This window comes from Microcoleus sp. AT9b-C3, from assembly GCF_036705485.1.
Taxonomy (GTDB): domain Bacteria; phylum Cyanobacteriota; class Cyanobacteriia; order Cyanobacteriales; family Microcoleaceae; genus Microcoleus.
Map to the genome: position 1 here is coordinate 126,601 of NZ_JAUBUR010000014.1, position 22,754 is coordinate 149,354.

Sequence of the window (22,754 nt, forward strand, 5' to 3'; positions counted from 1 at the left end):
TAATGTGGGCTGAAAATCACAGCAAAAGTGCGATCGACTTTTGGTGCACCATACAAATTAGGCGATCGAAATCGGGGCTACCACAAAGTATTTGCAGGCTGCTACCGGAAAAACTAAACATTTGTTACAAAAACAAAAATTTTTCCTTTATAACGCGCTATTCTATACAGAAAGCTGGTGCTTTTTGAGTTAGCTTTAATTTTTACCATAAAAATCAATATGCTCTCTATTCCAGGCGTTGCTGTCCAGACGCTGCTTTACGAAAGTGTCAACTCTCTGGTTTACCGGGCGATTCGGGAAGCAGATAACCAACCAATTATCCTCAAACTGCTCAAAGAGAGCTACCCGACACCTCAAGAATTGGTGCGCTACCGCACCGAATACCGCATCACTAGAGAGCTAAAAGAGCCGGGAGTCGTGCAGGTTTATGACTTGCAAAAATACCAAAACAGCCTCGTGATGTTTGTTGAGGACTTTGGCGGCGAATCCTTGACAATTTGGATGCAGCAGCGCTCGTTTACTCTGGAAGAATTTTTGCTCCTCGCTATTGCCACCACGGAAACTTTAGGGCAAATTCACCGCGCCAACATCATCCACAAAGATATTAACCCCTCAAATATTGTTTACAACCCGGAAACGGAACAATTAAAAATTATCGACTTTGGCATTTCCACTCAGCTAAGCCGAGAAACACCGATACTGAAAAACCCCGGAGTTCTTGAAGGAACTCTCGCTTACATCTCGCCGGAACAAACTGGCAGGATGAATCGCACTCTCGATTACCGCACTGACTTTTACTCGCTCGGCGTCACCTTCTACGAATTGCTGACAGGAAAGCTGCCTTTTGAAACAGCAGATGCTTTAGAGCTAGTCCATTGCCATATTGCTAGACAGCCAGTTACCCCGCACGAAATCAAGCTAGAAATTCCCCTGATTGTCTCCCAAATTGTCAGCAAGCTGATGGCGAAGAATGCAGAAAACCGCTATCAAACGGCATTAGGGCTAAAGCACGATTTAGAGAGTTGTCTAGTTCAATTACAAGCAACGGGTAACATTGAGCAGTTTGCCTTGGGAACGCGGGATGTTGCAGACCATTTCCTAATTCCCGAAAAACTATATGGCAGAGAAAATGAAGTTTTTAATATATTAGCGGCTTTCGAGCGGGTGAGTACAGGTAACGCCGAAATGATGCTGGTAGCTGGCTTTTCTGGGATTGGTAAAACCGCCGTAGTGAACGAAGTCCATAAGCCGATCGCCAGACAGCGCGGCTATTTTATTAAAGGCAAATACGACCAATTCCAACGCAATATACCCTTCAGTGCATTTGTGCAAGCATTTCGGGAATTGATGGGGCAATTATTATCAGAAAGTGATGCTCAATTACCAACATGGAAAACCCTGATTCTCACAGCAGTAGGCGAGAGTGGGCAAGTCTTGATAGACGTAATTCCTGAGTTAGAACGCATCATTGGCTCTCAAAGTCCTGCACTAGAACTGTCTGGAAGTGCCGCCCAAAATCGGTTCAATCTGCTGATGCAGAAATTTGTGCAAATATTTACGACTGCCTCACATCCCTTAGTAATATTTTTGGACGATTTGCAATGGGCGGATTCAGCATCTTTGAAGTTATTACAACTGTTGATGGAGGATACGGGATATCTGTTAGTATTGGGTGCTTATCGAGATAATGAGGTGTCACCGACTCATCCGTTTATGTTGACGATCGATGAGATTGTTAAGTCTGGGGCAGTGGTGAATACGATTAATCTGCAACCGTTGAGTCAAGGAGATATGAATCAGTTGGTGGCAGATACGCTGATGTGTAATTTATCTTTAGCCGATCCCCTGACAGAATTGGTTTATCAAAAAACCCAAGGTAATCCATTTTTCTCTACTCAACTCCTCAAGTCGCTATATGAAGAGGGTCAAATTAGCTTTGACTGGGATGTACGGCATTGGCAGTGCGATATTGATCAAGTTACATTTGCCGATGCCTCGGATGTGGTGGAGTTTATGGCGGCGCAATTACAGAAGTTGCCTAAAGAAACTCAGGATGTTCTCAAGTTGGGGGCTTGCATTGGGGCGCAGTTTGATTTAGAGACATTGGCAATAGTCAACGAAGAAGTACCAGAAAAAACGGCATCTGCGCTGTGGAAAGCCTTGCTTGAAGGGTTCATTTTAGTGATTGCAGAAGGTTATAACTTCATTGAAGCAGATGCTCAATCCCCAAATCAGTCTGTTGCTAATCCAACTTATAAGTTCCTGCACGATCGCGTCCAGCAAGCAGCTTATTCCCTAATACCCGAAAACCAAAAACAAGCCACTCATCTCAAAATTGGACAGTTACTCCTACAAAAATATTCTCCCAGAGAAAGAGAGGAAAAATTATTTGATATTGTGGGGCATTTAAATCAAGGAATTGAGTTAATCCATCAATTAAGCGAACGAGAAGCCTTAGCCCTACTCAACTTAGAAGCGGGAGGTAAGGCAAGAAGTTCTACCGCATACTCTGCGGCAAATATCTATCTGCAAACAGGGATTGAGCTACTGACAGCCAACTGCTGGCAATGTCAGTATGAGTTGACCCTGAATCTTTATGTTGCTGCTACCGAAGCTGCCTATTTGAATGCTGACATTGAGGTTATGGAACAGATGGCAGCACAGGTATTGCAGAATGCTCAGACAATTTTAGACAAAATCAAAATTTACGAAATTCAAATCGCCACGCAGACAGCCCAGGGCAAGATGTTGGAGGCGATCGCAATCGGTAGAGAGGCCCTGCGACTATTGGGAATCGATTTCCCCACCGAACCTGACGGAGCCACGATTGGTAAAGCGCTACAAACCCTGAAGAGCCAACTTCAGGGCAGACGAATTGAGGAACTGGTTGACCTGCCTGTGATGACAAATCTCCAAACTCAGGCAGCCATACAACTTTTGGGAATGTTATTTTCACCCATTTTCCAGGGAATGCCGAGTTTAACGCCCCTACTTAGCTCCACGATGGTGAGTTTATCGGTTCAATTTGGGAATGCACCCGCATCGACGGTAGGGTATGCGATTCACGGACTGGTTTTGTGTGCTTTTTTTGGAGATGTCGAAACGGGCTATGATTTTGGTAAATTGGCATTCTCATTGCTGGAGCGGTTCAATGTGCCCGAATTCAAGTGCCAAATTATAGTTTTGTTTGGGGGTTTTATTCAGCATCGCCAAGAAGCTCTCTTAGCAACGATACCGACGATGAAAGATGGCTATACGGCTGGCATGGAAACTGGCGACTTTCTAAACGCTGGCTACAACATAAGTGGTTACTTTTATGTCCATTTCTTCCGTGGGGTAGAACTAGACACTTGGGAATCAGAAATAGCAGGTTACAGCGCTGTCATGGCGCAGGTAAAGCAATATTCTGCCCAGGATTTGTTGAATATGACGCAGCAGACGGTGAAGAACTTGAGGGAAGCCCGTATTCGGTCGGATTGCTTAATCGGAACTGCCTACGATGAAACGGTGATGATTCCTAAGCACCATCAGAACAATGACGTGACAGCGATCGCTGCTGTCTACATCTACAAACTGCTGCTTGCTTACTGCTATGGCAATTACACCGCTGCCCTAGACCACATTACCCAAGTCAAACTCTATTGGATGGGAGTATCGGGATCGGTTTTTGTTCCCATTTTTCATTTTTATGCCGCCCTGACGAATTTGGCACTTTTCCCTACACAGCCAGAAACCGAGCAAGCCGATCTTCTCGCCTCTGTGGAAACCCATCAAACCACTTTGCAACAGTGGGCCCAAAATGCTCCGATGAATCATCTGCATAAATGGTATTTAGTTGAGGCCGAAAAGCATCGGGTGTTGGGCAATAAAGCTGAGGCGATTGAAATGTACGATCGCGCCATTTCTGGAGCCAAAGAAAATAAATTCCTCAACGAAGAAGCACTAGCTAACGAACTAGCAGCCCAATTTTACCTAGAATGGGGTAAAGAAAAATTTGCCCAACTCTACATGATTGAGGCATATTATTGTTATGTCCAATGGGGAGCCACTGCTAAGGTAACAGATTTAGAAACGCGATATCCCCAGTTATTGAAACCAATTCAATCGAGAAATAAAAACACTAAAGCTACCGCTAGAGTGACGATCGGTTCGGAATCTAACTTAGATATCACCACAGTAATGAAAGCTTCTCAGGCGATTTCCGGTGAAATAAGGCTAGATAAGCTAATGTCGAGCTTGATGAAAATTTTGATTGAAAGTGCAGGGGCGCAACGAGGATATCTAATTTTTTCCAGCAAGGAAAAGCTGTTAATTGAAGCTGAAGGGACAATCGATGACGAACTCGTCACCGTTTTGCAGTCAATCCCCATCGAAAATTGTCAAGAAGTTTCTTCCGCAATTGTCAATTATGTAGCCCGTACTCAAGAAAGCGTGGTACTGGACGATGCTGCCAAATCGGGAAAATTTACCAACGACCCCTACATCAAAAAAAATCATCCCAAATCAATTTTATGTGTGCCGCTGATTAACCAATCTCAAATCCTCAGTATTGTTTACCTAGAAAACAATCTGACAGCCGGAGCTTTTACGCCAGAAAGAGTGGAACTATTAAAAGTCTTATCTGGACAAGCGGCTATCTCCATTCAAAATTCTAAACTCTATACAGAAGTACGCGAAAATGAAACCAGGCTGACTCAATTCCTCGAAGCGATGCCAGTAGGGATAGTTGTACTTAAACCCAGTGGTACAACTTACTACGTTAATCAGAAGGGGCAGCAGCTTCTGGGAAAAGGAGTTGCGCCTGATGCCACGCCCGAGCAATTCGCAGAGGTTTATCAACTATATACTGCTGACACTTCCAATCCCTATCCTGCTGAAAAAATACCTGCAGTGCGGGCATTAAATGGTGAAACTTCCACTGTTAATGATATGGAAATCTACCAAACTGACAAGGTTGTACCCATCGAAGTTTGGGGAACGCCTATCTATGATAATCAGAGCAATATTGCCTACAGCATAGCAGCTTTTCAAGATATAACGGAGCGCAAAAAAGCCGAAACAGAGCAGATCAGGTTCACCAATGAACTATTTCAACTCAACAAAGCTTACGAGCGCTTCGTCCCCAATCAGTTCCTCCATTTTTTAGACAAATCAAGCATTATTGATGTGGAACTGGGCGACCAAGTGCAGTTAGAAATGTCGGTGCTATTTTCTGATATTCGTGACTTTACTACCCTTTCGGAAAGTATGACGCCGGAGGATAACTTTCAGTTTATTAATGCTTATTTATCTCGGATGGAATCTGCGATTATTGAAAATAATGGGTTTATTGATAAATATATTGGTGATGCGATTATGGCACTATTCAGCGGTGATGCTGATAATGCAGTAAACGCCAGTATTGCCATGTTGCATCAACTTCAAGTATACAATCAAGAGCGGGTTAATTCTGGTTATGCCCCGCTTAAGATTGGCATTGGCATTAATACTGGGAATTTAATGTTAGGCACGGTGGGCGGGCAAAATCGCATGGATACGACGGTAATTAGTGATTCAGTGAATTTAGCTTCTCGTGTGGAAGGATTAACAAAAAATTATGGTGTTGCTTTACTGATTACACAGCAGACTTTTAATAAATTAGCTAATCCTAGCAACTATGCTATGCGGATGATTGCTCAAATTAGTGTTAAGGGAAAAGTAAAGTTATCTACCATTTATGAAGTTTTTGAGGCAGATATTGCTGAAACAAAGCGAGGTAAGTTAGCAACAAAAGATTTATTTAACCAAGCTTTGAGTTTATACCGACAACAGAAATTTATCGAAGCCACAGCATTATTTGCTCAATGTTTAGAACTCTGCCCTTCGGATCAAGTTGCTCGAATTTATTTGGACTGGTGTGAACAAAAAACTATCACTTTAAACATCGAGCTATTAGAGAGAACTTTAGCATTAGTTAAACCTCAATCTGATGAATTTGTAAGTAACTTTTATGAAATACTTTTTGAGAGTTCTTCTCAGATTAAAACTCTTTTTCTGAATACAAATATGCGACAGCAAAAAGAAAAGATTTGGCAAAGCTTAGAAATAATTATTGAAAATTTACGGAAACCTAAGTTAATTAATGTTTTTGCTAAAGGATTAGGTGCAACTCATGCCAAATATGGCGTGGTAGTAGAACATTATCCTGTTGTCGCTAATGCACTCATTCAAGCCCTGAAGGCGCAGATGGGTTTAGAGTGGACACCTGAAACTGAAAAAGCTTGGGTAGAGGCTTATACAATTATTGCCTCAGCTATGATTGATGGAATGGCTGTTATGTGACCTCGATCGGGTTTTTGATGCTGACACGCCAGAAATCAAAGCGGGCAAGTTAGCTACGCTGGAATTGTTTGCAGAAGCGAAGGCAAATTACTTGCAAGGGAAGTTAGCTGAGGCGGCTGGGCTGTTTGCCGAGTGTTGTGGTCAGAATCAGGGCGATCGCGTCGCTAAAATTTACTGGGAACGCTGTCAGTCTACTTTAAGAAATCGCACAAAAATCAAAGACAGGCCACACAATTTAGATTAATGATAAAATTCCAAAGCTCGATCGCTACATTGTTGGGAGGGGAGATCATTTTCATTTTTCACCAGTGGTATTGGGGCGACGGTTGAGTGCAGTCTCGGTTGGAGGGATTGTCGCTGCTACCGCTGAATCTGGGAAAAAGCGCTAGTTTGTTGCCGCTGCGGGAGTTTTTGGCGGCTAAGCAGAAAGGTTCAGAGTGATGTGAAGGGCGCTTCATTGAGGACTAGGATTAGGTCAAGATCCATCAAAGCAGCGATCGCGGGCAAGGAAGGCAAAAGCAAGAGTAACCGAATTTTTCTGGCATTATCTAAACTTATGTCCCTGTGTAAAAACATACCAGAACATATTCTAGACTTTTCGCCCAATTCGGTATGCAACATTAGGTGTAAGTTTAGGAAAAGTAATTATCCTTGTCTTGTTAAAATGCTAAAATTAGCTTTACATGATTAATGGTAAAGCTGGGCAGTGCTTGTGTCAAAAACTGTATATTTATAAATTTCACTAAAACGTAATCAACGAGCAGATTTATGTATACTCAACTTTCATTGTGGGAAGAGCCAAAAGCAGAAAGCCAGAAGCACGGTCAGCAATTATCTCTGCCAGATGCCGAAATAATCATGTACCGCGACTTCTTCAATAACAATGAGAGCAACGAGATATTTTCGGAATTGTACAGCAATATTAATTGGAAGCAAGAGGTGGCTCTGCTTTTTGGCAAGCAAGTCGCTATACCGCGACTTAGCGCATGGTACGGAGATACAGGTAAATCTTACACTTACTCCAAAATAAAAATGGAGCCTAATCTATGGACACCTACCCTCATAACAATCAAATCTAAGATAGAAGCAATAGCAGGTACATGGTTTAACAGCGTGTTGCTTAATCTATATCGCGACGGCAAAGATAGTGTAGCTTGGCACAGTGATGATGAATCAGAACTTGGTGAAAACCCAGCGATAGCTTCTGTAAGTTTTGGGGCTACTCGTCGTTTTATGCTCAGGCACAAATACCAAAAAGAAACGAAATTAGAAATTCAATTAACTCCTGGAAGCTTCCTGCTGATGAAAGGAGTAACCCAGCATTTTTGGCAACACCAAATCCCGAAAGCGCCCAAAGTTACTGAACCAAGAATTAACCTTACTTTTAGGAAAGTAAGCTAAATAAACTCCGGGTAATTTGTAATTTATATATCCGTTTATATGGCTTTAGTTGCGGTTTTTATAAAAAAAATGCCACTTTTGTTAACAGTAAAAGTAGCGGTTTTCGCACAGGAATAACAGTACCGCCGAATTAGCGATGATCGCACGGGAGTGCCGCTGCTAAGGCTGAGTTTGGGTCAAACGGCTAGTTTGTTGCGGCTGCGCGGATTTTTGGCGGGTCAATCGATTGCGCGATTTTAGATTTTAGATTTTAGAGGCGACCCCACGGATAAATGCTCTTTCTTGAGGATTTTCGATTTTCGATTTGGGATTGATTCCACGGATAAATCACGTGGCGGGTACCACCTTTGAAATTCGCTTCTCAGCAGAAAGGCTCAGACTGATGTGAAGGTCGATCGCACTTCTTTTCTCTCAAAGTCTCATTCTTCACGTTTAGCAATTTTGCCTGTTAAGGTGTAGTGCATCCCCTTAAGTTTTACCTCATCTTTATTCCCTAACTCTTTCAAGTTCCTTAACTAACTCGAAGCTAAATGTGATCAAACTATTGACCTAACTTTAGCAACATATATATTAATAATTCGTAAATAGCTAGGTCGCGAGGAATACAAATCTCGACAAAAATAATTATATCTGAAGATAGACGAATCCTAAATTCAACACAGCTAGGCTATATAACTAGCATCAAATAAAATACTTAAAAATTGCTTATAATAAATTAATTAATATAAGGAATTTTTAAGTAGAGCTTCAGATAAAAGAAAGGAAATTTATGGTATTGAGTATTATTGTTCACGGTGGAGCAAAAACCATCACAGAAGACAAGGTTGCAGCCAACAATGCAGGCTGTACCGCAGCAGCAGAAGCTGGTTGGGCAGTGCTCGCAAGCGGGGGTACAGCAGCAGAAGCTGTTGAGGCAGCTATCCGGGTTCTGGAAGCTGACCAGACATTTAACGCAGGCTTTGGATCGGTTCTCAACAATAAGGGAGAGGTAGAGCTAGACGCAGCGATAATGGAAGGCGGTTCATTAGCTTGGGGAGCCCTTGCAAATGTTCAAGGCGTGCGCCATCCCATCTCAGTGGCGCGAAAGATTATGGATAAAAAACCCATGTTCTTAGTAGCGGATCACGCAGAACATTTTGCGGCAGAAAGTGGAGCCGAGATGTGTACAAAAGAAGACTTAATCGCGGATGAGCAACAGGAAGAGTGGGAGGAGGAAAAAGAAGTTATTGACCGCCCCAATACCGTTGGTTGTGTAGCTTTGGATAGCAGCGGCACCTTAGTTGCCGGTACCTCAACTGGGGGCACTATGAATAAGCCCGCCGGTCGCGTCGGCGACAGCGCCATTATTGGCTCAGGCTTGTTTGCTGACAGTCAATACGGCGGTTGCTCGACCACAGGCGATGGTGAGTCGATTATGCCAGTAGTTTTGGCTAAGGTTGCGATCGACTTTCTAGCCTCCGGCAAGCACCCAGACGAAGCAGCGCAGATGGCAATTGAGACTTTGGCATCTAAGGTGGCAGGAGAAGCTGGGTGCATCCTCATAGACCCTCAAGGGCGGGTTGGCTGGGCGCATAACTCAACCGACATGGCTTGTGCTTATAGAACCTCAGAAATGAACAAGGTGGCTGTGTTCACTAAGAAAAAACAACTCGTCCATCATTGAAATTATTGAGGTTGCATTCTCCCTAGTTGGAGAGTGTTTAATTTCCGCAACTAATATCTTGTTTCCTAGGTATTAAGTAGCTGGACATCAATAAACATTTTTTCAATTTGTAGGGCGGGCAATGCCCACCCTACTTTTAATTATGTCGAGCTACTTAGTGGCCGGTAAAACAGTTCAATTCAAACTCTACTTGAAGGTTTATTATGAACTCAACATACGACTTTCCTTACTTTCAGGGTAATTCTCTTTCCGATTTGTTTGCTGCAGACATCACAGATGCACGTTATGCGTTCATCCTAAATTACCCTGCAACTGCCAGTTGGGCTGCTTACCCCAACCGAAAAAAATACTTTATTCAAGACGGCAGCAGTGAAGCCACCAAAACTTCCTTCGACAAGATTGGTCAGAAGGAACCTTGGAAAAATCTGGCTGTGTTAGGCGATACTATCCCAGGGATTGTGATTAATTCGCCGCCGAACTCGCTGATTGACTATTGGCGGGAGCATTTTGGCTTCAGCTACAGCAGTATGGAAATGATAGACTGCTCAACTTATCTCGAAGATCTCAGCGTAAGCGATCGCTTTGACAAACTCCTGACTCTATTTCCCTTCGACAATCTCAAACCGGAAAAACACGCCGTCCATCCCGACATCCACTACCACTTACTCAGCAAAGCCACGCTAGCAGAATTAGGCGTGCAATGTCCGAAATACCAAACCTACAATCTGCACGAAGTCAATCTCGAAAGCCTTCAGTTACCAGAGCAATTCCCCTACTTGATTAAAACATCCCACGGACTTTCTGGAGAAGGCACTTATATTATCAAAAGCGCCAGCGATCTGAACTACTGCTTGCAGGAAGTGAGGAAATATCTTGATATCAAGTTGCTGGATACGATTATTGTCTCGGAATTCGTCAAGAATGAAGTGCAGAACTACTGCGTGCAGTTCTATGTAAGCAAAACCGGAAATATCACGCTTATCGGCACTACCAGCCAACTTGTCACCCCAGAGGGCAGCTATTTAGGGGGACTGATTCACTACCGCGAAACCGACATGAGTAGGTTTTTTGAGATGATTGCCGCTATTGGTAAATATGCTCACCAACAGGGTTATTTCGGCGTTATTGGCTTCGACGTGCTGGAAGACTCTGAGGGACAGTTGTATGCGATTGATGCCAATTTCCGAGTTAATGGTTCGACTCCGCTTTGCTTGCAGCGCCATACCTTACTGGGGCGGGGAAAGGAGGTGGCTCAATATTCCAGTAACTGGCGAATGGATGGGACTTTGGAATCGATTCTTGTCACGCTGAAATCAGAACTCGATCGCAAGGACTTGATAATCTTGTCGGCTTTAGAGAAGGTTAAATACGGAAAAATCTACACGGAAATTTACGGGATAGTTGCGGGTGAGGATATGAAGGAAATGCAGCACATTGAGGAGAACTTGCAAGGTAAGGGATTGCACCAATTTGGTTGATATCTACTCTACCCATTGCTGCGGTTGTGCGGTTCTCTCCCTTATTTTGCGCGCACCACCAACACCGAACAAGGAGCCTCAGCCACAACCTCAGCACTCACCGAACCCTCCAAAATCCGCTTTAAACCAGTCAAACCCCGACAGCCGATCGCAATTAAATCCGCTTTATAAATATTAGCCAAACGGACAATTTCTTCTGCAGGTTGTCCCGAAACAATCTCCAATTCGCTCTGGCAAGGCAACTTTTCCTGATAAGATTGCAGTAACTTCTCCACCTCTCGGTAAGCAATCTCATCTCCCTTAGAGTGAGGTCGATCGACAACCGCGTCAAAATCCGACGTACCAGAACTCACAACATGAACTAGAATCACCTTTGCCGTCGGTTCTAGGTGAAATTGTCCTACAACTTGCAAAACCCGTTCTGCAAGCTCTGAATTGTCGATCGCTACCAAAACAGTATTCAATACCATGCACCTTTAAATCTCAGATATTTAGACTTTAACTTTTTCGTTGATTGTCGCCTACTTTCCATAATTTCGCGCTTGCCACCAACATCATTATTACCTACCCAGAAACCCGGTTTCTTAACATAATTGCGTCATTTAAGCAAGATTTTTGAAGAAACCGGGTTTCTTAAGCCCGCAGTGCGTAAGTAGGTAGGTGCACATAAACTGGACCGCTTGTCACAGAATGTAAAGCTACCATAATCGCAAGAGAATTGCTTCCTTTCATTGCATTTCACTAGCTTTTGACTACCTCTGTATTTTGCCGATCATCTACTTAAATCTACCCTCTAAAACTCACCCTTTCCCTCATTTTCAGTCCGCAGCCGCACCGAATCAGCGTGAGAAGGAAGCCCCTCGGCTTCCGCCAAAACATTAATCGCCCTACTCACCTTTTTAAGTGCTGCAGGCGAATATTGAATCAAACTCGAATGCTTCATAAAAGTTTCGACACCCAGCGGCGACGCATAGCGCGCAGCCCCAGAAGTCGGCAAAGTATGATTCGGGCCAGCCAAATAATCACCTACAGCTTCCGGCGTCGATAAGCCCAAGAAAATCGCCCCAGCGTGGCGAATTTGGTCGAGCAAAGCCCAGGGATCTGCAACTTGCAATTCCAAGTGTTCCGGGGCAAACTCGTTAGAGAGTTCCGCCGCCGCTTTGAGCGAGTCAACTACCACGACTAAACCATAGTTGGCGATCGCCTTTTCTGTTAAAGTTCGGCGCGGGTGATTTGCCAACTGTCTGTCTACCTCAGCCACCACCTTCCTAGCCAGCACCGAATCCGCCGTCAGCAAAATTGCCGACGCCATCGAATCGTGCTCAGCTTGAGCCAACATATCCGCAGCCACGTGCACGGGATTCGCCGAACCATCCGCAATAATCAACACCTCCGACGGGCCAGCCAGAGAATCGATCCCCACAGTCCCGTAAACCAGTTTTTTAGCTAGGGTGACGTAAATATTCCCCGGCCCAGTAATTAAATCCACCTTCGGAATAGTTTCCGTACCGTAGGCCAAAGCCGCGATCGCCTGCGCCCCGCCTACCCGATAAATCTCATCAACTCCCGCTTCCTGAGCCGCTACCAGCACCGCAGGATTCATTTTCTTCTCCTGTCCGGGGGGAGTACACATCACCAGTCTCGGAACCTTGGCGACCTTCGCAGGAACCGCATTCATGATCACCGAGCTCGGATAGGACGCCTGACCCCCAGGAATGTAGATTCCCGCTCGATCGACCGGCGTGTAGCGCTTGCCCAAAACAATCTCGTCATCGCCAAACTGCACCCAAGACTTGGGTACGCGCTGTCGGTGAAACGCCTCTACCTGTTTGCAAGCTGTGCGGATTGCATTTAATAATTCTTTCGACACCTGCTGGTAAGCAGCATCCAATTCGGCGCCACTGACCCGTAAATCTTCCACATTTAGGGTCATGCGGTCAAATTCAGCAGTGTAGTGCAGCACAGCCTGATCGCCTCTGCGCCTTACAGCTTGCAGCACCTCCCGCACGGTGGCTTCTTTGTGAACGACAAGTTCGTCATGGGTGCGATCGCAGATCCGTCGCAGTTCAGCTTGTGCCTCAACCCACTGAGTAATGATTCGCAGCATGGAGATTAGGAATGCCGTCTATAACTTCACTAACATTTGCTTGACAATTGGGGATTTTTGTGGGGGTTCTCCTAGAGAAGTAGGCCACCACCAGCCCACAAGCTTAAACCGCGAGAGTCGCGGCATTTTCCAAGGCTTCAGTGCAGCGTTTAAATCTCTGTCGAGGATTTTGCAACACTGAGGACAAGTCACAACCTTCTCTCTTGAATTGCCCGCCAGAGAACCGGGTGTCCGGGGAGAGGGTTGGAACGCAGAAGGGGAGAGTGTCCGACCCCGATAATATCTGAGAGGGAGAGTGCTCGATCGGAAGAATTTTGATTCTGCCTTCTACCTTCTACCTTCTGATCCGGCTGTCTTCTACCTTCTACCTTCAGCTTTTTACCTTCTACCTTCGGTAAGTGCTTCTTGCCGAAGCCCAAATCACCCGTATTCTTTGTTATAGCTTAACTTGGATTTTTCAGAGAATTGGATTTTAAGCAGAATAGGTGCTATATTAGTTTTTCAAACACCTGATAATTTTTTTATAAAACGCCAAATTATTGTATACTTGAAAATTGCGCGTAAGAAACCGTGACTTTAACTGGTGACGGTGGAAACACCGCAAAACGCCTCCGAAAGACCCGTGTCATACCTTTGGGTATTGTCAGGGGTAAAAAACAGGCCGTTAAATGAGTCAATAAAAAATTATTGCGCGGGCGTTGCCAAAAAGTACCCGCAGACTCAGCTCAATCTGAGCCCAGGGAGAATGGCTGTCTGACTCAGCCTTTAAAATTCAAGCTTTTTGGGGATCGCTCCCGAAAAGGTTGTCCTTCTAAATCCCCGTGTCTTGAGACTGTCTTGAGACTAGGGTGTATCAATGAATACCTACTTCCAGCAACTGAACTATGGCAAATATTAAGTCCGCCGTCAAACGAGTCAAAATCGCCGAACGCAACCGCTTGTACAACAAATCTTACAAGTCAGCGGTCAAAACTTTGATGAAGAAGTATTTCGCTGCCGTTGACAAATACGCCGCAGCTCCGAGCCCGGAATTAATGCAAGAAGTCCAGCAGCGAATGTCTGAGGCATACAGCAAAATTGACAAAGCTGTCAAAAAAGGTGTACTCCACCGCAACAACGGCGCTCGCAAAAAGTCCCGCTTGGCAAGAACCCTCAAGCCGCACGAAACATCCTCGGTAGCATCTTAAGGAAGCAGAAAGTTCGCCAACGAAGCAGTGTACAAGATTGAAGGGATGGATGTTGAGGGAAGAAGTCATTCGATTTTAGATTTTAGATTTTCGATTGACCCCACGGATCAATTCGGGGGCTTGAGAAGTTTAGATTTGAGATTTTGGATTGATTCCACGGATAAATCACGTGGCGGGAACCACCTTTGAAATTCGCTTGTCAAGCAGGAAGAAGGAAGAAGGAAGAAAGAACACGGAAGATTTTTCCCACTCCCACTCCCACTCCCAGACTCTCTCACTCCCCCTCGCCCTATCCCACCAGGACTCTCCCGTATCACCTCTAATCTGCTTCCCACATGCAGCTCATCGACACTCACGTTCATATCAACTTTGAGACCTACAAATCAGAGTTAGAAGCCATTCGAGAACGCTGGCGCGAAGCTGGTGTAGTTCGGCTGGTTCATTCTTGTGTAGAGCCAGAAGAGTTTGCCGGCATTCAAGCAATCGCCAATCAGTTTGCCGAAGTCTCCTTTGCGGTTGGACTCCACCCCCTAGATGCCGACAAGTGGAAAGACGAAACTGCAAGCCAGATTAGGGAATTAGCAAGATCGGACTCTAGGGTAGTGGCGATCGGCGAAACCGGACTGGACTTTTATAAAGCTGACGATCGAGAACACCAGTTTAAAGTGTTTGAGGCACAGCTTGAAATCGCCCAGGAACTTGACAAACCAGTCATTATCCACTGTCGCGACGCCGCCGCCCCAATGGCCGAAATGCTGAGGAACTTTTGGCAAACACGCGGGCCAGTGCGCGGGGTCATGCACTGCTGGGGAGGCACACCCGAAGAAACCCAGTGGTTTTTAGACCTAGGTTTCTACATCAGTTTTAGCGGAACAGTCACCTTTAAAAAAGCCTTGCAAATACAAGAATCAGCTTGTATGGTAAATAGCGATCGCATCCTAGTCGAAACAGATTGCCCTTTTCTCGCCCCCGTACCCCAGCGGGGAAAACGCAACGAACCAGCCTACGTCTACTACGTAGCCGAGCAAGTTGCTAAATTGAGAGGAGTTTCTCTCTTAACTTTGTCGCAGCAGACAACCGAAAATGCCTGTAAGCTATTCGGTTTTTCAGTTTAGGTTATTCAGAACAAAGAAACGAGGAAAACAGGTCGATTTAGAGCCTGGCGATAGGGAGAATCCCATTTCTCTCCTGTCATAAAAACCGGATTCATCCTTTATTGGAGATTCTTTTGGCATTGCCTGTTGCGATCGGATTTGCGTCCTATAATAAAAAGAACCGACCGATCGGGCGTTGGCTTAGTATCCGATCCTGCGATGTCGCCCGCTTGAGGCCAACACAACGCGAGTACGCTAACCTTCGGGATCGGTCACAACTTCACGCAATACCTCAAACTTACACACTCAAACTTACACATCAGAAGAAACTTGGAACCTCAGCAATTTGGCAATAGCGGTCAAGTCAATTTTAGGAGTCAAAAGTGTAGGGGATTTACCCAGGAAAACCACGATATCGGAGCTAAAAGCATCTCGATCGAAACTAAAATCCGCACAAAAATACGGCGAGCCACCAGCAATAATAATCGTTGCAGCAGTTGGCAGGCGATCGAAAACATCATATAAATTCTCTCACACAATCAATCAAAAAAACGCAACAAGGTAAAAAAGCCCAGCCTTGGCGCCATGTAAAAAGCTAGAGCCACTGCGGAAAAAGGACCCCCATGACCACTAAAGATTACACAGAATTCGCCTTCACCTTGCCCGATTTGATCGAAATCCAGCGGGCAAGTTTTCGCTGGTTTCTAGAAGCCGGGCTGATCGAAGAACTCGACAGCTTCTCCCCGATTACAGACTACACGGGGAAGCTGGAACTCCACTTCATGGGCAAAGACTTCAAACTCAAGCGCCCCAAATATGATGTGGACGAAGCCAAGCGCAGGGACAGCACCTACTCGGTGCAAATGTACGTCCCCACCCGTTTGATTAACAAAGAAACAGGGGAAATCAAAGAACAAGAAGTCTTCATCGGCGACTTGCCCTTGATGACCGAGCGCGGCACTTTCATCATCAACGGCGCCGAACGGGTGATTGTCAACCAAATCGTGCGTTCCCCAGGCGTCTACTACAAATCGGAAACCGACAAAAACGGCCGCCGTTCCTATAACGCTTCGCTAATACCCAACCGAGGCGCGTGGCTGAAATTTGAAACAGACAAAAACGATTTAGTCTGGGTCAGAATCGACAAAACCCGCAAACTCTCGGCTCAGGTGCTGCTCAAAGCCCTCGGACTCACAGACGGCGAAATCTACGACAGTTTGCGCCACCCGGAATACTTCCAAAAAACGATCGAGAAAGAAGGACAATTCGGCGAAGAAGAAGCTTTGATGGAGCTCTACCGCAAACTCCGTCCAGGTGAACCCCCCACCGTGGCGGGCGGCGAACAGCTCCTCAACTCGCGCTTTTTCGACCCCAAACGCTACGATTTGGGCCGAGTGGGTCGCTACAAACTCAACAAAAAATTGCGCTTGACAGTCCCCGATACCATGCGGGTGCTGACATCGCAAGATATCTTGACAGCGATAGACTACTTAATTAACCTCGAATTCGACATCGGCTCCACCGACGACATCGACCACTTAGGCAACCGTCGCGTCCGCAGTGTCGGAGAACTGCTGCAAAACCAAGTGCGCGTCGGACTAAACCGCTTAGAACGGATCATCCGCGAAAGAATGACCGTCTCGGATGCCGACTCGCTCAGCCCCGCTTCTCTGGTCAACCCCAAACCGCTGGTAGCAGCAATCAAGGAATTCTTCGGTTCCTCCCAGCTATCGCAGTTCATGGATCAAACCAACCCTCTGGCAGAACTGACGCACAAACGTCGGCTTTCCGCCTTGGGCCCTGGAGGTCTGACTCGCGAACGCGCCGGGTTTGCAGTGCGGGACATTCACCCGTCCCACTACGGTCGGATTTGCCCGATAGAAACACCAGAAGGCCCCAACGCCGGTCTGATCGGTTCCTTGGCAACCCACGCCCGCGTCAACCCCTACGGCTTCATTGAAACTCCTTTTTATCCAGTAGAAAAAGGACGGGTGCTGCGCGACAAAGCCCCTGTTTACATGACAGCAGACGAAGAAGACGATTTGCGCGTCGCCCCCGGAGACATCAGCCTCGACGAAAACAACAACCTCTTGGGCGAAACCGTAGCCGTCCGCTACCGCCAAGAATTTACGACGACTACACCGATGCAGGTGGACTACATGGCGATTTCGCCTGTGCAAATCGTCTCCGTCGCGACATCCTTGATTCCGTTCCTAGAACACGACGACGCCAACCGAGCTCTGATGGGATCGAATATGCAGCGGCAAGCTGTGCCACTACTGAAACCAGAACGGCCCCTAGTTGGTACGGGCTTGGAAGCTCAGGCGGCGCGAGATTCCGGGATGGTTGTGGTTTCCCGGATTGACGGCGAAGTGATTTACATCGACGCTACCCGGATTATTGTCAAACCCCTAGCTGAGGATGCCGAATCTAATTCCAGCGAAGAACATTTCCTGATTAAGGAATACGACGATCTCAAACTCAAACAGCCCTCGGTTTGGAAGCAAAAATATGCTGGCTGCATCGAACACGAACTGCAAAAATATCAGCGTTCTAACCAGGATACTTGTTTAAACCAGCGTCCGCTGATTTATGAGGGCGATCGAGTCGTAGCAGGTCAAGTGCTCGCCGACGGTTCCTCCACCGAAGGGGCAGAACTCGCCCTCGGCCACAACATCCTCGTAGCTTATATGCCTTGGGAAGGCTACAACTACGAAGACGCGATGCTAATTAGCGAGCGTTTGGTGTACGAAGATGTCTACACTTCGATCCACATTGAAAAATACGAAATCGAAGCCCGCCAAACCAAACTCGGTCCCGAAGAAATCACTCGCGAAATTCCTAACGTCGGCGAAGACGCGCTGCGCCAGCTAGACGAACAGGGCATTATCCGCAAAGGTGCCTGGGTAGAAGCCAGCGACATCCTAGTCGGCAAAGTCACCCCTAAAGGCGAATCCGACCAACCGCCGGAAGAAAAACTGCTGAGGGCAATCTTCGGCGAAAAAGCCCGCGATGTGCGCGACAATTCCCTCCGCGTCCCTAACGGCGAAAAAGGCCGCGTAGTGGACGTGCGGGTGTTTACTCGCGAACAGGGCGACGAACTGCCCCCCGGCGCAAACATGGTCGTCCGCGTCTATGTAGCTCAAAAGCGGAAGATTCAAGTCGGCGACAAAATGGCCGGCCGCCACGGGAATAAGGGTATTGTTTCCCGGATTCTGCCAATGGAGGATATGCCTTATTTGCCCGACGGGACTCCCGTTGACATAGTTCTCAATCCCTTGGGCGTACCGTCGCGGATGAACGTGGGTCAGATTTTTGAGTGCTTGCTGGGATGGGCCGGCGAAAATCTGTCGATGCGGTTCAAGATGGTGCCTTTTGATGAAATGCACGGCGCTGAAAAGTCGCGGGAAACCGTACACGGCAAGTTACAGGAGGCGCGCGAAAAAACCGGCAAGCCTTGGGTGTTTAACGAAAAGCACCCCGGCAAAACTATTGTCTACGATGGCCGAACTGGTGAACCGTTCGATCGCCCCGTCACAGTCGGCATCGCCTATATGCTGAAGCTGGTGCACTTGGTAGACGATAAGATCCACGCGCGCAGCACAGGCCCTTACTCGCTGGTAACGCAGCAGCCTTTGGGCGGCAAAGCGCAGCAGGGGGGTCAGCGGTTCGGAGAAATGGAAGTCTGGGCTCTGGAAGCGTTCGGCGCAGCTTATACTTTACAAGAGTTGCTGACTGTGAAGTCGGACGATATGCAGGGACGGAATGAAGCGCTGAATGCGATCGTCAAAGGCAAAGCTATTCCGCGCCCCGGTACGCCGGAATCTTTCAAGGTGCTAATGCGGGAGTTGCAGTCTTTGTGCTTGGATATTGCCGTGCACAAGGTGAATACATCCGACGAGGGCAGCGAGCACGTTGAGGTGGATTTGATGGCCGATGCTGGGGGCAAGCGATCGCCCTCCCGGCCTACTTACGAATCGCTTTCTCGTGACGAACTTGACGAGGATTAGGCATTAAAGATTAAAGATTAAAGATTTTTTGACAGCATTCAATTCTTTAATCTTTAATCGACAATCTCAAATAAAAATGCCTCAGCAGTGGTACGAACACTGGTGAGGCGAATCAACGCTCTAAACAGGAGAGACGCTGACATGACCATTGTAACAGTTGTCCCAGGAATAGAAGGAGAAGTTGACCGGGCGACAGGCTGTATTAACTGGCAAGGGGGCAAGTTTGGCAACGGTTACGGGCGCAAGTGGCTCGATGGCAAAACGGTATTAGTCCACCGATTAGTCCTCGAATCAAAAATAGCAGGATTCCTCAGTTCCGGTTATTTTGCTTGCCACACCTGCGACAATCGAAGCTGCATCAACCCAGCACATCTCGTAGCGGGAACTGCGGCCCAGAATACGCAGCAAATGATGGATCGCGATCGCAAAACTCCCAGACGGAAAAGTATTCCGGGTATTGGCAAACTGTCGATCGAACAACTGCGGGAAATTCAGCGTCACTATTTAGCTGGAACTACCAAAAGCCACCTAATAAAAAAGTATGGCGTACACTATGAAACTATTAGTAAGATACTTCAAGCAAATATTCCCCATAACTTCACTACAGTTCCCCCCGGTTTTGTAGGAGAAATTCAAGACAGCGGCTGCATAATTTTTCAAGGTGCAAAGGATGGTCAAGGTGGTTATGGCAGGTACTTTAAAAATGGGAAATCCCAATCAGTTACTCGTGCTGTTTTAGCAGAGAAATTAGGATGTGAAGTTCCTACTTCGATGGATGCTTGTCATACCTGCGATAATCCCAGTTGTATTAATCCAGAACATCTTTGGGGTGGAACTCGCACTCAAAATTTATTAGATGCTTCTAAGAAAGGACGCACTCAAGGCAAAAGTCATCCCCTTTCCAATGCCAAATTAGACTGGGAAAAAGTGCGAGAAATTCGGCAAAAACTAGCAGCAGGAGAGAGAGTGAAGGATGTAGCTCAGGAATACAGTGTTGGTCGCAAAACCATACACGACATTAAGTATCACGTTACTTGGAAGGAAGCAGCCGAAAATGTTCCAGTTCCTCGCATGGGTGGATATCTCGATCGCAAATTGACTTTCGAGCAAGCTCTTGAGGTACGAAAAAGAATTAGAGCTGGAGAATCAATCTCTAAAATCGCTGATGACTTTGGAGTATCGTCAAGTGTCATCTCTGATATAAAAAACCACGTCACATATAGAGGAGTCTAACATTGATTTAAGCCGTAAAAAAAAGCAAACAAAAAAGATAAAGAACCACAAATAATCGACTGTAAATTATCAATTGGAGTCAAGAATGGCTAAAATAGAACAACGCTTTGATTACGTCAAGATAGGGTTAGCTTCACCAGAAAGAATTCGACAGTGGGGAGAGAGAACTTTACCCAACGGTCAGATTACTGGAGAAGTGACAAAACCAGAAACAATAAATTATCGCACGTTAAAACCAGAAATGGATGGCTTGTTTTGCGAGCGCATTTTTGGACCTGCAAAAGATTGGGAATGTCATTGTGGGAAGTACAAAAGAGTTCGCCATAGAGGCATTGTTTGCGAAAGATGCGGTGTTGAAGTCACTGAATCTCGCGTCCGCCGCCATCGCATGGGCTTTATCAAATTAGCAGCTCCAGTAGCTCACGTTTGGTATCTCAAAGGCATTCCGAGTTACATGGCAATTCTGTTAGATATGCCGCTGCGAGATGTCGAACAAATCGTGTATTTCAATGCCTACGTTGTCCTCAATGCAGGTAATGCAGAAAAACTGCAATACAAGCAATTGCTCACGGAAGATGCTTGGCTGGAAATAGAAGACGAACTTTACAGCGAAGATTCCACACTCACAGGTGTAGAAGTGGGGATCGGTGCTGAAGCTTTGCAAGTTTTGCTGCAAAATATTCCGCTAGAAAGTGAAGCGGAAAAGTTGCGGGAAGATATTGCCAATGCTAAAGGTCAAAAACGGGCAAAGTTAATTAAACGCTTGCGGGTAATTGACAACTTCATCGCTACGGGCTCTCAACCCGATTGGATGGTGCTCAATGTGATTCCGGTGATTCCCCCCGACTTGCGTCCGATGGTGCAGCTAGACGGCGGGCGTTTTGCCACGAGCGACCTCAACGACCTTTACCGGAGAGTCATCAACCGCAACAACCGCTTGGCGAGACTCCAAGAAATTCTGGCGCCGGAGATTATCATCCGTAACGAAAAGCGGATGCTGCAAGAAGCTGTGGATGCCCTGATTGACAACGGCCGCCGGGGCCGGACGGTGGTGGGGGCAAACAACCGCCCGCTGAAGTCGCTGTCGGACATCATTGAAGGGAAACAAGGTCGCTTCCGGCAAAACTTGCTGGGGAAACGGGTTGACTACTCCGGGCGTTCGGTGATTGTGGTGGGGCCGAAACTAAAAATTCATCAGTGCGGTTTGCCGAGGGAAATGGCGATCGAACTTTTCCAGCCTTTCGTCATCCACCGCCTGATCCGCCAAGGATTGGTCAACAATATCAAAGCAGCCAAAAAACTGATCCAGCGCAACGATCCCAGCGTTTGGGACGTGCTTCAGGAGGTGATTGAAGGACACCCGGTAATGCTAAACCGCGCGCCGACCCTCCACCGTTTGGGGATTCAAGCCTTTGAGCCGATTTTGGTGGACGGGAGGGCAATTCAGCTTCACCCGCTAGTCTGTCCGGCTTTTAACGCTGACTTTGACGGCGACCAAATGGCAGTACACGTGCCTTTGTCTCTGGAATCTCAGGCGGAAGCGCGCTTGCTGATGCTGGCTTCTAATAACATTATGTCGCCAGCAACCGGAAGACCGATCGTTACTCCTTCTCAAGATATGGTGCTCGGTTGCTATTACTTGACAGCCGAAAATCCTGACGCTCAAAAAGGAGCCGGTCACTATTTTTCCAACCTTACCGACGCGGTTGTAGCTTACGAACAAGGAATCGTTGACTTGCACTCATACGTTTGGGTGAGGTTTCAAGGCGCCATAGAAAGCTCAGAACCCGAGGGAGAACCGCTGAAGGTGGAACGTTCTACCGACGGTATCGTGACGAAAGAATACAAGTTCCGCCGGGTTCGGGAAGACGGAGACGGCAAGGTGATCAATCAATTCATTCGCACTACTCCGGGCAGGATTATCTATCACCAAACGATCGAATCGGTAATTAACAATTAGAAATTGGGAAGGGGTAAGAGGTAATGGGTAACAGGTAATAGGTAACAGGTAATGGGTAATAACTGGCCAATAATTGCTAACAAATAATAGCGATTGAAGACGAAAAAATTCCCCATTACTACTTACCAATACTTCGGCTACGCGGTTCCGGCGCGAAGTCGAAGGGCAGTAAAGGTTACTAATTACCAATTAAGTAGGTAGGTAAAAGTAAACTTTATTAGGGGAAGGGCAGGTGAGTGCATTCATCTCCTAGCATAGCTCTCTTCCTTATACGCTAAACCCACCCCTACAAAATGCTTG

General features: G+C 46.5%; 14 protein-coding genes. 11 read left to right on the forward strand and 3 right to left on the reverse strand.

The genetic code is table 11. The features are described 5' to 3' along the window. The first annotated feature begins 219 nt into the window (after positions 1 to 219). From QUB77_RS15150 to QUB77_RS15170, 5 genes are all read left to right on the forward strand, one after another. Positions 220 to 6,321, forward strand: coding sequence for an AAA family ATPase (locus tag QUB77_RS15150; RefSeq protein WP_333178280.1), 6,102 nt, complete (start codon positions 220 to 222; stop codon positions 6,319 to 6,321). Beyond that, positions 6,302 to 6,565, forward strand: coding sequence for a hypothetical protein (locus QUB77_RS15155; RefSeq protein ID WP_333178283.1), 264 nt, complete (start codon positions 6,302 to 6,304; stop codon positions 6,563 to 6,565). Before QUB77_RS15150 ends, QUB77_RS15155 begins: the two co-directional genes overlap by 20 nt. A 524-nt stretch (positions 6,566 to 7,089) precedes the next feature. Continuing rightward, positions 7,090 to 7,722 carry an alpha-ketoglutarate-dependent dioxygenase AlkB gene (locus tag QUB77_RS15160; protein ID WP_333178286.1) on the forward strand — a complete coding sequence of 211 codons (633 nt, stop codon included), beginning with the start codon at positions 7,090 to 7,092 and terminating at the stop codon, positions 7,720 to 7,722. Between the two features lie 769 nt (positions 7,723 to 8,491). Next, positions 8,492 to 9,385: an isoaspartyl peptidase/L-asparaginase family protein gene (locus QUB77_RS15165; RefSeq protein ID WP_333178289.1), complete on the forward strand. Its 894-nt coding sequence runs from the start codon at positions 8,492 to 8,494 to the stop codon at positions 9,383 to 9,385. Positions 9,386 to 9,588: 203 nt separating this feature from the next. Beyond that, entirely contained in the window at positions 9,589 to 10,863 is a 1,275-nt protein-coding gene (locus tag QUB77_RS15170; RefSeq protein ID WP_333178292.1) for a carbamoylphosphate synthase large subunit, read from the forward strand. A gap of 41 nt (positions 10,864 to 10,904) precedes the next feature. On the opposite strand, the gene QUB77_RS15175 is transcribed toward QUB77_RS15170, so the two are convergent. From QUB77_RS15175 to QUB77_RS15185, 3 genes are all read right to left on the reverse strand, one after another. After that, on the reverse strand, positions 10,905 to 11,333 hold the full coding sequence (locus QUB77_RS15175) for a universal stress protein (protein ID WP_333178295.1): 429 nt from the start codon (positions 11,331 to 11,333) through the stop codon (positions 10,905 to 10,907). Positions 11,334 to 11,656: 323 nt separating this feature from the next. Continuing rightward, positions 11,657 to 12,970 (reverse strand): histidinol dehydrogenase, encoded by a 1,314-nt coding sequence (hisD, locus tag QUB77_RS15180; protein ID WP_333178298.1) that lies wholly within the window; start codon positions 12,968 to 12,970, stop codon positions 11,657 to 11,659. Between the two features lie 188 nt (positions 12,971 to 13,158). Continuing rightward, positions 13,159 to 13,389, reverse strand: a complete 231-nt coding sequence (locus tag QUB77_RS15185) for a hypothetical protein (protein ID WP_333178300.1) — start codon at positions 13,387 to 13,389, stop codon at positions 13,159 to 13,161. Positions 13,390 to 13,854: 465 nt separating this feature from the next. Between QUB77_RS15185 and rpsT the strand changes: the two genes are divergently transcribed. The 6 genes from rpsT (at position 13,855) to QUB77_RS15215 (ending at position 22,454) form a co-directional block, all read left to right on the forward strand. Then, positions 13,855 to 14,157: a 30S ribosomal protein S20 gene (gene rpsT, locus QUB77_RS15190; protein WP_333066838.1), complete on the forward strand. Its 303-nt coding sequence runs from the start codon at positions 13,855 to 13,857 to the stop codon at positions 14,155 to 14,157. Positions 14,158 to 14,492: 335 nt separating this feature from the next. Then, complete coding sequence (locus QUB77_RS15195; RefSeq protein WP_333178303.1) at positions 14,493 to 15,272, forward strand: TatD family hydrolase; 780 nt, start codon at positions 14,493 to 14,495, stop codon at positions 15,270 to 15,272. A gap of 309 nt (positions 15,273 to 15,581) precedes the next feature. Continuing rightward, on the forward strand, positions 15,582 to 15,776 hold the full coding sequence (locus QUB77_RS15200) for a hypothetical protein (RefSeq protein WP_333178306.1): 195 nt from the start codon (positions 15,582 to 15,584) through the stop codon (positions 15,774 to 15,776). Positions 15,777 to 15,874: 98 nt separating this feature from the next. After that, positions 15,875 to 19,261 (forward strand): DNA-directed RNA polymerase subunit beta, encoded by a 3,387-nt coding sequence (gene rpoB / locus QUB77_RS15205; protein ID WP_333178309.1) that lies wholly within the window; start codon positions 15,875 to 15,877, stop codon positions 19,259 to 19,261. 141 nt (positions 19,262 to 19,402) lie between these two features. Continuing rightward, entirely contained in the window at positions 19,403 to 20,494 is a 1,092-nt protein-coding gene (locus tag QUB77_RS15210) for an HNH endonuclease (protein WP_333178312.1), read from the forward strand. An 85-nt stretch (positions 20,495 to 20,579) separates the two neighbouring features. After that, the gene (locus QUB77_RS15215; RefSeq protein ID WP_333178315.1) at positions 20,580 to 22,454 is read left to right on the forward strand and encodes a DNA-directed RNA polymerase subunit gamma; all 1,875 of its coding nucleotides are present in this window, start codon (positions 20,580 to 20,582) and stop codon (positions 22,452 to 22,454) included. Positions 22,455 to 22,754: the final 300 nt, after the last annotated feature.